This window comes from Streptomyces himastatinicus ATCC 53653, assembly GCF_000158915.1.
GTDB classification, from domain to species: domain Bacteria; phylum Actinomycetota; class Actinomycetes; order Streptomycetales; family Streptomycetaceae; genus Streptomyces; species Streptomyces himastatinicus.
In genome coordinates, this window is sequence record NZ_GG657754.1 from 10,646,264 (window position 1) to 10,658,372 (window position 12,109).

General features: G+C 72.7%; 13 protein-coding genes. 9 read left to right on the forward strand and 4 right to left on the reverse strand.

Annotated features, from left to right (window positions below; translation table 11 throughout):
* The 3 genes from SSOG_RS44870 to SSOG_RS44880 form a co-directional block, all read left to right on the forward strand.
* On the forward strand, positions 1–365 hold a 365-nt coding region (locus tag SSOG_RS44870), incomplete at its 5' end, for an ABC transporter permease (RefSeq protein WP_039940283.1).
* Complete coding sequence (locus SSOG_RS44875; RefSeq protein ID WP_009720971.1) at positions 362–2,209, forward strand: ABC transporter ATP-binding protein; 1,848 nt, start codon at positions 362–364, stop codon at positions 2,207–2,209. The genes SSOG_RS44870 and SSOG_RS44875, both read left to right, overlap by 4 nt.
* Positions 2,206–3,243, forward strand: a complete 1,038-nt coding sequence (locus tag SSOG_RS44880; protein ID WP_009720972.1) for an LLM class flavin-dependent oxidoreductase — start codon at positions 2,206–2,208, stop codon at positions 3,241–3,243. The genes SSOG_RS44875 and SSOG_RS44880 overlap by 4 nt, the downstream gene beginning before the upstream one ends.
* 73 nt (positions 3,244–3,316) lie before the next feature.
* Here the strand turns inward: SSOG_RS44880 and SSOG_RS44885 are convergent, their stop codons facing one another.
* Positions 3,317–3,886 carry a sigma-70 family RNA polymerase sigma factor gene (locus tag SSOG_RS44885; RefSeq protein WP_009720974.1) on the reverse strand — a complete coding sequence of 190 codons (570 nt, stop codon included), beginning with the start codon at positions 3,884–3,886 and terminating at the stop codon, positions 3,317–3,319.
* A 49-nt stretch (positions 3,887–3,935) separates the two neighbouring features.
* Here SSOG_RS44885 and SSOG_RS44890 point away from each other — a divergent pair, with 49 nt between their 5' ends.
* Positions 3,936–4,160 (forward strand): zf-HC2 domain-containing protein, encoded by a 225-nt coding sequence (locus tag SSOG_RS44890; protein WP_039940284.1) that lies wholly within the window; start codon positions 3,936–3,938, stop codon positions 4,158–4,160.
* 206 nt (positions 4,161–4,366) lie between these two features.
* Here SSOG_RS44890 and SSOG_RS44895 read toward each other — a convergent pair whose 3' ends face one another.
* The gene (locus tag SSOG_RS44895) at positions 4,367–5,143 is read right to left on the reverse strand and encodes a hypothetical protein (RefSeq protein WP_039942830.1); all 777 of its coding nucleotides are present in this window, start codon (positions 5,141–5,143) and stop codon (positions 4,367–4,369) included.
* 150 nt (positions 5,144–5,293) lie between these two features.
* Here SSOG_RS44895 and SSOG_RS44900 point away from each other — a divergent pair, with 150 nt between their 5' ends.
* Genes SSOG_RS44900 through SSOG_RS44910 form a run of 3 tightly spaced genes read left to right on the forward strand, consistent with a single transcriptional unit; the run spans position 5,294 to position 8,361 of the window.
* Positions 5,294–5,527, forward strand: coding sequence for a hypothetical protein (locus SSOG_RS44900; RefSeq protein ID WP_009720976.1), 234 nt, complete (start codon positions 5,294–5,296; stop codon positions 5,525–5,527).
* Complete coding sequence (locus SSOG_RS44905) at positions 5,527–7,797, forward strand: heavy metal translocating P-type ATPase (protein WP_009720977.1); 2,271 nt, start codon at positions 5,527–5,529, stop codon at positions 7,795–7,797. The genes SSOG_RS44900 and SSOG_RS44905 overlap by 1 nt, the downstream gene beginning before the upstream one ends.
* Positions 7,798–7,848: 51 nt before the next feature.
* Positions 7,849–8,361, forward strand: a complete 513-nt coding sequence (locus SSOG_RS44910; RefSeq protein WP_009720978.1) for a copper chaperone PCu(A)C — start codon at positions 7,849–7,851, stop codon at positions 8,359–8,361.
* Positions 8,362–8,406: 45 nt separating this feature from the next.
* Here the strand turns inward: SSOG_RS44910 and SSOG_RS44915 are convergent, their stop codons facing one another.
* Both SSOG_RS44915 and SSOG_RS44920 read right to left on the reverse strand, forming a co-directional pair.
* Positions 8,407–9,678, reverse strand: coding sequence for an MDR family MFS transporter (locus SSOG_RS44915; RefSeq protein WP_039940286.1), 1,272 nt, complete (start codon positions 9,676–9,678; stop codon positions 8,407–8,409).
* A 149-nt stretch (positions 9,679–9,827) separates the two neighbouring features.
* Positions 9,828–10,811 (reverse strand): trypsin-like serine peptidase, encoded by a 984-nt coding sequence (locus tag SSOG_RS44920; RefSeq protein ID WP_009720980.1) that lies wholly within the window; start codon positions 10,809–10,811, stop codon positions 9,828–9,830.
* A 296-nt stretch (positions 10,812–11,107) separates the two neighbouring features.
* Between SSOG_RS44920 and SSOG_RS44925 the strand changes: the two genes are divergently transcribed.
* Complete coding sequence (locus SSOG_RS44925; protein WP_009720981.1) at positions 11,108–11,590, forward strand: molybdopterin-dependent oxidoreductase; 483 nt, start codon at positions 11,108–11,110, stop codon at positions 11,588–11,590.
* 4 nt (positions 11,591–11,594) lie between these two features.
* Positions 11,595–12,109 (forward strand): type 1 glutamine amidotransferase (locus SSOG_RS44930; protein WP_039942831.1); only part of this gene is annotated, 515 nt, incomplete at its 3' end.

Below are 12,109 nucleotides of genomic sequence, written 5' to 3' on the forward strand. Positions count from 1 at the left end.
TCGGGAGGCAGTTGCGCGGCGCCATCCTCGTCCAGCGGGAGCGCGAGTACGCCGTCGCCGCGCGCGTCGGCGGCACCGGGAGGGTGCGGCTGCTGCTGCGGCACATCCTGCCCAACTGCGCCGACCCGCTGGTCGTCCAGCTCGCCCTCTCCCTCACCATCGCCGTATTCCTCGAAGGCGCGATGAGCTTCCTCGGCGTCGGTGTGCGCCCGCCCGAACCCACCCTCGGCAGCCTGCTCAGCCAGGCGCTGCCCTATCTGGCCCAGGCGCCCTTCTTCGCCGCGGGCCCCATGGTCTCCGTCACCCTGCTCGTCCTCGGTTTCTCGCTGCTGTCCGAGGCCCTGAACCGGGAGGTCCGCCGATGACATCCCCCCTGGCACCCGCCCTGGCATCGCCCCTGCTGGACGTACGCGGCCTCAGCGTCGACTTCAGCACTCCGGACGGACGAACCGTCCACGCCGTACGCGACGTGGACTTCACTCTGGAGCGCGGCGAAACCCTCGCCGTCGTCGGCGAGTCCGGCTCCGGAAAGTCCACCACCGCGCTGGCATTGACCCGGATGCTGCCCGGATCGGGACGGATCACGGCCGGATCGGTGCTGCTGGACGGCACCGACCTCGCCGCCGCCACCGAGGAGGAGCTGCGCGCGGTGCGCGGCGCCCGGATCGGGACGATCTTCCAGGACCCGATGACCTCCCTCAACCCGGTCCTCTCGATCCGCACCCAGCTCGACGAAGTACTGCGCGCCCACCGCCACGGCGACCGTGCCACCCGCCGGGCCCGCGCCGAGGGACTGCTCGACCTGGTGGGCATCCCCGAGCCGCGGCGCAGGCTGAACGACCACCCGCACCAGTTCTCCGGCGGCCAGCGCCAGCGCATCCTCATCGCGATGGCCCTCGCGGGCGAACCCGACGTCCTGGTGGCCGACGAGCCGACCACGGCACTCGACGCCACCGTGCAGGAGCAGATCCTGAAACTGCTGGCCGAACTCAACGAGAAGACCGGCACCGCCCTGCTCCTCATCACCCACAACATGGGCGTCGTGTCCCGCTCCTGCGCCCGCGCGCTGGTGATGTACGGCGGAACGGTCGTCGAGAACGGCCCGACGACCGACATCCTCACCCGCCCCCGGCACCCGTACACCGCGGGGCTGCTGGCCGCCGTACCGCGGCTGTCGTCCCCCTCCGGCACCCGGCTCACCGGCATCCCCGGCGCGCCGCCCGACCTGTCGCTGCCACTGGCCGGGTGCGCGTTCGCACAGCGGTGCGCGGCGGCGGACGAGCAGTGCCGGACCGAGGCGCCACCCCTGGTCGACGGCGTGGCCTGCTGGCACCAGCACACGCGGCCGGTCACGGCGACCCGGCCCGCCGACCGTGAGGCCCGCGCCACCACCGAAGAGGGCACACCGCTACTGGAGGCCGTCGCCCTGCGCAAGGAGTTCCGCGGACGCCGCCGCACCCCGCTCGTCGCCGTCGACGACGCCTCCCTCACCCTGCACGCGGGGGAAACCCTCGGCATCGTCGGAGAATCCGGATCCGGCAAATCCACCCTGGCCCGGCTCCTCGCACACGCCCACCCGGCCGACGGCGGCACGATCCGGCTCCGCGGCGAGGACGTCACCCGGCCCTCCCGTACGGCGCTACGGGCCCTGCGCCGCCAGGTGCAGATGGTGTTCCAGGACCCGTACGCCTCCCTCAACCCCCGGATGACGGTGGGCGACATCATCGGCGAGCCCCTCCTCGTCCACGGGCTCCACCCCGACCGCGCCGCACGCGCGCAACGCGTCGCCGAACTGCTGGAACTCGTCGGCCTCGACCCGGCCATCGCCGACCGGCTGCCCCGCGCGTTCTCCGGCGGCCAGCGCCAGCGCATCGGCATCGCCCGCGCCCTGGCCCCGGAACCCTCCGTGCTGCTGTGCGACGAACCCGTCTCGGCACTCGACGTCTCCGTACAGGCCCAGATCGTCAACCTGCTCGCCGACCTTCAGCGCGACCTCGGCCTCGCCCTGCTGTTCATCGCCCACGACCTGGCGGTCGTACGGCAGGTCAGCCACCGCATCGCGGTCATGCACCGGGGGAGGATCGTCGAGACGGGACCCGCCGACGAGGTGTGCGTCAACCCGCGGCACCCCTACACCAGCGCCCTGCTGGCCGCCGCGCCCGAACCCACCCCGGCCACCGCGGAGGTGCTGGAGACTCATCCGGTATGAGCACACACAAGCAGGTGCCGCGGAACTCGAAGCCCCTGGCGAAGCTCGGCTTCCTGACCATCGGGCTGTTCGACGCGGCCGACCCCCGCCAGGGCCACGAGTCGACCCTTGAGATCATCGAACTGGGCGAACGCCTGGGATTCGACAGCGCCTGGGTGCGCCACCGGCACCTGCAATACGGCATCTCCTCACCCGTCGCCGTCCTGGCGGCCGCCTCGCAACGCACCCGCCGCATCGAGCTGGGCACGGCCGTCATCCCCGTGGGATGGGAGAACCCCCTGCGGCTGGCCGAAGACCTGGCGACGGTCGACATCCTCTCCGGAGGCCGCCTCAACCCGGGGGTCAGCGTCGGCCCGCCCGGCCACTACGACCAGGTCAAGGGCGCGCTGTACCCCGACACGGCCGATGTCGAGGACTTCAGCCACGAGCGTGTACGACGGCTCCTGGACTTCGTACGCGGTGAACCGGCCACCGACTTCAGCGGCGTCGAAGGCTTCGAGGTGTTCTCCGACCGGGTCCAGCCGCACTCACCGGGCCTCGGCCGCCGCATGTGGTACGGCGGCGGCAGCCTGCGGTCGGCCCGGTGGGCCGGTGAGCAGGGCATGAACCTGCTCACCAGCAGCGTCGTGAAGGCGGAGGAGTCCGAGGACTTCGCCGAGATCCAGCTCTCGCACATCCGGACCTTCCGCGCCCACCACCCCGACGGCGACCGCGCCCGGGTCTCCCAAGGACTCGTCGTCATCCCCACCGACACCGCCTCGCCGGAGCAGCGCGCGAAGTACGAGACGTACGCCCGCAAGCGGATGCCGCGGACCGCCACACCCCAGGGACCGGCGCGCATGATGTTCGCGCCCGACCTCGTCGGCACCTCCGAGGAAATCGCCGAACGGCTCGCCTCCCACGTCGCCTTCCGGGAGGTCGAGGAGGTCGCGTTCGCGCTGCCGTTCACCTTCGACCACGAGGACTACGTCCAGATCGTCACCGACATCGCCACCAGGCTCGGCCCGGCACTGGGCTGGCAACCGGCCACCTGATCCGTCCTCCCGTGAAGGAGCCGGGGTGCGGTGGAAGGCGCGCGGCCGCGTCCTCCACCACACCCCCGGGGCGTCAGGCCATGGCGCCCGCCGGTTCCTCCTCCGCGGCGGTGAGCTGCGCGATCAGGGCTTCCCTGGCCCTGGCCACACGGGAGCGGATCGTGCCCACCGGGCAGTCCGCCACGGCCGCGGCCTCAAGGTAGGACAGCTCCAGCAACTGGGTGAGCACGAACGCGTCCCGCTGCGGCGCGGGCAGCGCCCCCAGCAGCTCGCCCAGGGCGACGCCCTCGTCGAACCCCGGCACCCCGCACGGCTGCCTGCGTTCCGCGGCCGCCTGCCAGTCGTCGGTTCCGGCGACCCGGGGGCGGGACGACACCCACCGGATGCGGTCGGCCACGACACGGCGCGCGATCACCAGCAGCCACGTACGCGCCGACGACCTCCCCTCGAAGCGGGGAAGGCTCCGCAGCGCACGCACATAGGTGTCCTGCACCAGGTCGTCCGCCGCCTGCGGATCCCCGCTCAGATGCGCCACATAGCGGCGGATGTCCGCACGGGTGGCGCGGACGAACTGCTCGACGGCGGCCGGATCACCGTCACGGGCCGCGAGCGCCCATGCCGTCACGGCGGCGTCATCACGCATGCCGACCCTCCCCGCACCGAGTGCCGCTCACATCGGGGAGGATGGCCGCATGCACTGCTCGCGCATCCGTACGGCCGTCTCCGCCCGCCTCGACGGCGAGGAGCCGCCCCCGGGCATCACCGCGCAGCAGGTGGCCACCCATCTCGACACGTGTGCCGCCTGTCGGCAGTGGGAGGCCCGCGCCCGAGCGCTCACCGAGCACATCGCGCGACTGCGGGACGCGGACACCGACCCGGGCGCCGAAGCCCCGGATCAGCCACCGCAGGCGTACTGACGCCGCGGAGCCCGCGGCCCCGGCGCCGCGCGGAGGGACAGAAACGGATGCCATCGTCATTCGGACAGGATTTTTTTTTTTGGAGTCCTTCACATGATCCGGTCACCGTGTCGTACGGCACCGGCACAAGAGGTGGCCAGGGGCGCGGCAACCCCGGGACGCGATGGACACACCCGGGAACGCCCTGGCAGGGAACACGCCAGCTGTCAGCCGACAGCAGGCCCCGGCGGTGGACCCCGCAACGAAATGCAATGGGCGAGCAGCAACTCCCGCACGGTGCGCCGCGACGTCTCCCGCACCGGGCCCGCCGACGGCGGCGCGTCGGGAATCACGACACCGAAGACGACGACCAGCGGTGCGAACAGCCGGACCGCGGCCGCCCGCGCCAGCCGGAACGCGGCCCGTTCGCCACCGCACAGCCACCACGCGCTCAGGAGCGCGACCAGAAGATGCGCGGCCACCATCCCGGCCATGTTCCCGTGCATGACGTCCGGCGCCATGGGATGCGGCATCTGGGCCATCTGATCGACGGCCGTCCCGCCGCCATGGTGTCCGTGCCCCGCCATCGCGGGGGCCGCGCCCTCGCGGAGATGGCGGCTCAGCCCGGCGTCCCGCACCACCCGCGCCGCGTCACCCTCGGAGAGCCGCATGCGCCCCGGCCCGCACAGCAGGGCCCTGGCCCACTGCTGCGACAGTGATATCCGGGGCTCGCTGCTGCCGCCGCCGGACAGGGCCTGGCCGAACGAGAAGGCGGTGTGCAGTGCCGCCTGTGTGCCCACGGTGAGCAGTCCCACCGCCACCGGTCGGCGCTCCCGGCCCGCGAAGCACCACGCGCCGACCGCCGTGACCGCCAACGCGGCCAGCAGGGCGGAAGCCGGTACCGGCATCCCCGACATGACCATGTGCCCCAGTGCCGCGGCCAGCACGCAGACCACCGCGAACACCGCGGCGCGCACCGTCCTGAGCATCTGCCCCGCATCCATGACGCCGCCCATCGTCTCAGCAGCGCGGACGCGCCGGACGGCGGGGTGGGCGGGCCGTGTGGCGCACACCACGGACAAGCCGAGGGAACTGGAGCCCGTTCCGGCCCGACTCCCTCTACCGGTACGGCTCGAAGACATCAGGAGACCGGTATGGAAGAACCCCGGCAGTCGCCGCGCGGGACGCGAGGGTTGGCGCCACCGCCCGCCCTGTGCGGCTTTCTGCTGCTGCTCGTGCTCGTCTTCGGCGTGTCGTACGCCGTCGGCGCGCAGGCCGGACCCGTCGCACCCGGCATGCACGGCACGTCGACAAGCAACGGCGGCGACGGTGGCGGCGGCGCGGACATGAACGACATGGAGAACATGGACCACGGGAGCGGCGGCTGATGACCACGGAACCACCGCCGCCCATCGTGACCACCGATCTGACCATCGGCGGAATGACCTGCGCGGCCTGCGTTCGGCGCGTCGAGAAGAAGCTCGCCAGGCTGGACGGTGTGTCCGCGTCCGTCAACCTGGCCACCGGCCGTGTCCGCGTCAGCCATCCACCGCACGTCAGGCACGAGGAACTCGTCGCCATGGTCGAGCAGGCCGGGTACACGGCCGCACTGCCGAAGCCGCGCCAGGACGCCGCTGATGTCCCCGACGCCGCACACCGGCAGCAGCGCGAACGGCTCCTGATCACGGCGCTGCTCGCCCTGCCCGTGCTCGTGCTGTCGATGGTGCCCGCCTGGCAGTTCCGCAACTGGCAGTGGCTGTGCTTCGTCCTCACCGCACCGGTCGCCGTCTGGGGCGCGTGGCCGTTCCACGTACGGGCGCTGCGCGGGCTGCGGCACTCGACGGCGACCATGGACACCCTGGTGTCCCTCGGCGTGGCGGCCTCCTTCTCCTGGTCGGCGTACGCCCTGTTCCTCGGCGGCGCGGGCGGGCCCGGGATGCGGATGCCGTTCAGCCTCCTGCCCTCCGCCCCGGACGGTGTCGCCCACATCTATCTCGAAGCGGCCGTCGGCGTGCCGCTGTTCGCACTGGCCGGGCGCTTCCTGGAAGCCCGGGTCCGGCACGGCACGGGAGCCGCACTGCGGTCGCTGGCACACCTCGCGGCCAAGGAGGTGTCCGTACGCGAAGACGGCACGGAACGCCGCATCGCCATCGAGGAGTTGGCGGCCGGACAGGTCTTCATCGTGCGCCCGGGGGAGCGGGTGGCCACCGATGGCGCTGTGGTGGAGGGCCGTTCCGCCGTCGACCTGTCGCTGGTCACCGGGGAGAGCGAGCCCGTCGAGGTCGCGCCCGGCTCCTCCGTGGTCGGCGGGGCCGTCAACGCGGGCGGACTGCTGCTGGTCCGCGCCACGGCGGTCGGAGCCGACACCCAACTGGCCCGCATCACACGCCTGGTCACCGAGGCCCAGGCCGGGAAGGCACGGGCGCAGCGGCTCGCCGACACGGTGGCCGGGGTGTTCGTACCGGTCGTCCTGACACTCGCCGTAACCGTGCTCGGCTTCTGGCTGGGCGCCGGAGCCGACCCACAGGCGGCGGTCACCGCGTCCGTGGCCGTATTGGTCGTGGCGTGCCCGTGCGCGCTGGGCCTGGCCACGCCCACCGCGCTGATGGCCGCCACCGGCCGCGGCGCCCAGCTCGGCGTCCTGGTCAGCGGGCCACGGGCGCTGGAGGCACTCCGCCACATCGACACCGTCGTCCTCGACAAGACGGGCACCCTCACCTCCGGGCACATGAGCGTCGCCCGCGTCACGGCCGTGCCGGGAGGGCTGGGGGAGGAGACGGTGCTGCGGCTGGTCGGCGCGGTGGAACGGGGCTCGGAGCATCCGCTCGGCCGGGCGATCGCCGCGTACGCCGAACGCACCCTGCCCGGGAAGCCGCCGTTGCCCCAGGTGAGCGACTTCGCCGCCACGGCGGGCCGGGGAGTGCGCGGCCTGGTCGACGACCGGCGGGTCGAAGTCCTCGCCCCGGACGACGCGCTGCCCACGGAACTGGCGGAAGCCCTCATGGCCGCGGAGACCGCCGCGCACACGCCCGTCGTGGTGCGTGTCGACGGGGTGACGCAGGCCCTGATCGCCGTCGGCGACGTCCTCCGCCCCGGCAGCTATCGGGCCGTGCACCGGCTGCGGCGGCTCGGCGTACGCCCGGTCCTCGCCACCGGCGACCGGGAAGCCCCGGCCCGCTCCGTCGCCACCGCCCTGGGCATCGAAGAGGTCCACGCGCGCCACACGCCCGAGGAGAAGGCCCGCCTCGTCCAGGAGCTGCGGGAACAGGGCCGCCACGTGGCGGCCATCGGTGACGGCGTCAACGACGCGGCGGCACTGGCGGGCGCCGACCTCGGCATCGCCATGGGCACAGGCGCGGACGCGGCCATCGGGGCCGCCGACGTGACCCTCGTACGCGGTGACATCGAGGCGCTCGTGGACGCGGTACGGCTCGCCCGGCGCACCCTCGGGACGATCCGGGCCAACCTCCTGTGGGCCTTCGGCTACAACGCGGTGACGGTGCCGCTCGCCGTGGTCGGCCTGCTCAACCCGATGGTGGCCGCGGTGGCCATGTCGGCCAGCTCCCTGCTGGTGGTCGCCAACAGCCTGCGGCTGCGGGCCTGGCAGCCGTCACCCGCCCGCGGACGCGGCCCGACGGCCTCCCGAAAACTCCCCTGAGGACGACCTGCCTCTCACGACGCCCCGACGACACCCCGGAGCCACCGACCGATGACCGCACACCCCTGGCGACCCACCCGCCGACGCCTCACCGACACCCTCTACGCCGCGCTCGCACCCGCCACCGCGTGCTGCCTCGCCCTCGGTGGCCTCACCGCCTGGACCGCCTCCGGCAAGGCGGGCGGCCCGGCACGTATCGCCGTCGCCGAAGGACGCGTCCTCCCCTCGTACGGCGTCGGCTGGGACACCGCCGCGTTCTTCCGCATCACCAACACCGGTGGCACCGACGACAGACTGCTGAAGGTGACCTCCTCCGCTGCGGTCGGCACGCCCGCCCTCAGCCGTCACCGCATGACCCGCGGGGCGGCGGCGTACGGGCGGAAAGTGGCGTCCGCCGCCGTCCCGGCAGGCGGCGGCATCACCATGTCCCCGCACGGGCTGGACGTGAGGCTACGAGCGAAGACGGAGTGGCGCACAGGCGACCTCGTGCCGTTCACCCTCTACTTCGAGCACGGCGGACGCATCGACACGCGAGCGAAGGTGGCCCGCGCCGACAGCCGGTGAGGGGCGGGGCACAACACACGGGATCTCACGGCAGAGACGGGTCGTTCAGGACACTCCACGGCGGGGCAGCAGCGCCACCGCGAGAGCCGGAACCGCGGCGAGGACCAGCCAGGGCACAGCCGCCGGGAGGCCCAGGTCGAGCAGGGAGCCGGTGGCCGAGCTGCCGACGAGGACGATCAGGCCGGATACGGAGGACAGCGCGCCGGTGTAGAGGCCGAGCCGTCCGTCCTCGGCGAGGTCGGGCACCCAGGCGCGGGCGGCCGGGACGACCAGCATCTGGCCGAGGGTGAGCAGGACGACGAACCCCGCGGCGGGCAGCAGCCCCACGGCACCCGACCACCCTGCCGGGCGCGCGGCGGCCACCACCGCGAAACCGGCCGCGATGAGCAGCAGCCCACCCGCCATCGAGCGGCGCAGATCGAGCCGGTCGCCCGCCCACCGGGTCACCGGCAGCTGGGCGCACACGACCAGCAGGGAGGACAGCGCGAACAGCCAGGACAGCGGAGTCTGAGAACCCGTCGCGCGCTCCACCTCGTCCGGCAGGGCGAGGTAGAGCTGGTTGTACGCGAGCAGATAGGTGCCGTACGCACAGCACAGGGCGAGGAAGCGGCGGTTCACCAGCATCGCGCGCACCCCGCCCCGCTCCCGGGTGCGGACCCGGCCGGGGATGTGCTGTGGCATCAGCCGTACGTGCCCGGCCAGGACGAGGACGAACACCCCCGCTCCGGCCAGGCACGCGGTACGGAAGTCCACGACCAGCAGCAGCCCGCCCAGCAGCGGCCCGACGAAGGCCCCGGCCTGCCCCGCCGCGCTGAACAGGGCCAGCACCCGCGTACGGGGGCCACGGCCCTCCTGCTCCCAGAGCACCGCCTGCCGGGCCACCTCGGACTCCACCGCCGGGGAGAACAGCGCGGCGGCGAACCCGATCAGCAACACCGCGCCGACCACGCTCCAGATCGACCCCGCGTACCCCAGCCAGGCGAACCCGGCGATCCGCAGCACGCACCCGGCCAGCACGACCGGCCGCACACCGTGCCGGTCCACCAGCCAGCCGCCCACCACGAACAGGCCCTGCTGGCTGAAGGTCCGCAAGCCCAGGACGAATCCGACCAGCCAGCCCGCCATGCCGATCGCGGTGCCGAGGTGTTCGGCGAGGAACGGCAGCACGGCGTAGAAACCGACGTTGAAGGCGAGCTGCGTCAGGATCAGCAGCCGCAGCAGCGGCGACAGGTCCTTCCAGGTCCGCTCGCGTGGCGGCTTGGGGACCCGGGTGGTCCGGCCGGTTCGGGCCAGGCCCTGGGGGAGGGGATCGGTCATCGGGGGTTCCGTCGGTCTGTGCGGGCGAATATGGGCGTATGCCTGGCTCCGGGGTGCCGTGCCCATCCTCGTGCACAGGGCGTCGCCGCGTCCGCGCGGGTCCCATGATGCTGTGCGGATCCAAGGGGACGCGTGGTCTTCGAGCGCCGCTAGGCGGCCTGGGCCTTGTCGTACAGGGCCTTCGCCACATCACCGAAGTACGGGCCGAACATCGTGTTCGGCAGGAAGACGTAGCCGAAACTGTTCACGGAGACCTGAAGCCCGGTGCCGGTGGCCTCGCTGAAGCCGGTGAACCAGGGGCCGCCGCTGGAGCCGCCCGTCATGTTGCAGCCGAGGCCGTGGTCCTGCGTGAGCAGGAAGTCCTTCGAGCTGTTGCCGCTGCAATAGATGAGCTTCGTGCCGTCGTACGGCGAGGCGGCGGGGAAGCCGAACGAGTACATCTGCTTGTTGTAGCCGCCGTTGAACTGAAGCCCCTGCGCGCCGACGACCGAGGTGAGCTTCTGGCCGTTCAGCGGGGCGACGACCGCGGCGCCGATGTCGTAGTTCATGTCCTCGCTCGCCTCCCACTGCGGGGTGGTGAGCGTCCTGGACGCGGTCCACTGGCCGTACGGCGCGCTGCCGTTGGCGTACGCGGGCACGAAGACCCAATTGGTGTGCCAGCTGCCCTGGTACTTCACACAGTGCCCGGCGGTGATGACGGTGCTGGCGTTCTGGCTGGTCACGGCATTACCGGTGCACGAAGCGGTACGCCCCTGGAACGTGAAGAACACCCGGCCGGAGGTGGTGACGACATCCCCGCTGCCGGTCCACGGGCCACCGGCCTGCGGGAAGGAGGCGGGAGCGGCGGTGGGTTCGACGACCGTGGACGGCCCGCCGGGCTCGGGCGTCTTCAGGCGCTTGGCGGCCGTCCGGGTCAGCAGCAGATCGAGCGGGGTGGCCGAGCGCATCCGCTCGGCGGTCCAGAAGATGCGGGCCTCGTGCTGTTCGGCGGCCGAGGCGGTGCGGGCCGCCGCCGACGGCCCGGAGGCCGGTTCGGGGGTCGTCGCGTTGGCCGCGGCCGGATTGAGGAGGCCGCCGGTGAACAGGGCTCCGACGGCGAGCAGAATGCCCGCGGCAGTGCGTTGGCGTCTCACGCATGTCTCCTTCTGCCGTGCCCGGACTGGTGGGCCCGGGCAGGGTGGGGGAACGAAGAGCGGTGCGGATAGACGTGCGTGAGGCAGCGTGCCACGGGAATCTTGACTTGTCAGGGGCGCGGTGAAGCATTTCTCGCCCGGACGCCGGCCAAGCCACGCCCGAGACTTTGTTGCCGCAGATGCGAGGGAAAGCCGCCTCCCGGCACCGCAACTGCCAGAACACCGCTCGACAGGGTTGGCATGTGCGTTTGTATCCGACAAGGGCCCGGGTACGTACACCCGGGAGGTGGTAGCCCGTGAGTCAGTCCCTCGCAGCTGCCGGTACGGCCACCCGCCCGCTGGCGGAACTGGCGCTCACCGGCGATCTGAACCGTCCGGCCCGGCTGACGGTGCCCGACCTGCTCGCCTGGCCCCAGCACGACGCCGACGTCAGCTTCGAGTGCGCCACCAGCGGAACCCGGCACCACCGCTTCACCGGACCGCTGCTGCACGACGTTCTGGCCACCGCCCGCCCCGGCTTCGACCCCGCCCGCCGCAAGGACCGCCTGCGCTTCCTGATCGCGGTATCCGGAACAGACGGCCACCACGCCCTCCTGTCCTGGGCGGAGATCGACCCCGACTTCGGCCGCGCACCGGTCCTGCTCGCGGTCAGCATCGACGACACCTCCCTCGACCGCGCAGGCCCCCAGCTCGTCCTGCCCCAGGACCGCTGCGGGGCCCGGCACATCAGCGGCATCACCGCGATCCGCGTGGACGGCGGCTACACCTCATGGACGTGACCCCGTGAGCTGGGCGGAACCCACGGGCGTCCTGATCGTCCAACACCTCCCGCACGAGGGCCCGTACGCCATCGGCACCGCACTGGAGGCGGCCGGGCTGCCGGTGCGGGTATGCCGGGTCTGGGCCGGGGACCCGGTGCCGGAATCGCCGGACGGACTGGCGGCGCTCGTGGTGATGGGCGGACCCATGGCGGCGTACGACGATGCCTCGGCGTTTCCGACCCGCGCGGCCGAGCTGGCACTGCTACGGGCCGCGCTGGCGGCCGAAGTCCCCGTGCTCGGGGTGTGCCTCGGCGCGCAACTGCTGGCAGTGGCGGCGGGCGGCACGGCCAGGCCAGGCGACGGCCCGCAGATCGGCTGGGGAGCGGTACGGACGACCTCGGCCGCGCCCGCCGACCCGCTGTTCGCCGCAGCACCCGAGCGCCTGCGCGTACTGCACTGGCACGGCGACACCATGGACCTCCCGCCCGAGGCCACCCTGCTGGCCTCCTGTGACCGCTGCCCGGCCCAGGCGTTCCG

Coding starts and splice junctions, on each gene's coding strand:
- SSOG_RS44875 (WP_009720971.1), top strand. CDS start 362: ATGACATCCCCCCTGGCACCCGCCCTGGCATCGCCCCTGCTGGACGTA.
- SSOG_RS44880 (WP_009720972.1), top strand. CDS start 2,206: ATGAGCACACACAAGCAGGTGCCGCGGAACTCGAAGCCCCTGGCGAAG.
- SSOG_RS44885 (WP_009720974.1), bottom strand. CDS start 3,886: ATGCGTGATGACGCCGCCGTGACGGCATGGGCGCTCGCGGCCCGTGAC.
- SSOG_RS44890 (WP_039940284.1), top strand. CDS start 3,936: ATGCACTGCTCGCGCATCCGTACGGCCGTCTCCGCCCGCCTCGACGGC.
- SSOG_RS44895 (WP_039942830.1), bottom strand. CDS start 5,143: ATGGATGCGGGGCAGATGCTCAGGACGGTGCGCGCCGCGGTGTTCGCG.
- SSOG_RS44900 (WP_009720976.1), top strand. CDS start 5,294: ATGGAAGAACCCCGGCAGTCGCCGCGCGGGACGCGAGGGTTGGCGCCA.
- SSOG_RS44905 (WP_009720977.1), top strand. CDS start 5,527: ATGACCACGGAACCACCGCCGCCCATCGTGACCACCGATCTGACCATC.
- SSOG_RS44910 (WP_009720978.1), top strand. CDS start 7,849: ATGACCGCACACCCCTGGCGACCCACCCGCCGACGCCTCACCGACACC.
- SSOG_RS44915 (WP_039940286.1), bottom strand. CDS start 9,678: ATGACCGATCCCCTCCCCCAGGGCCTGGCCCGAACCGGCCGGACCACC.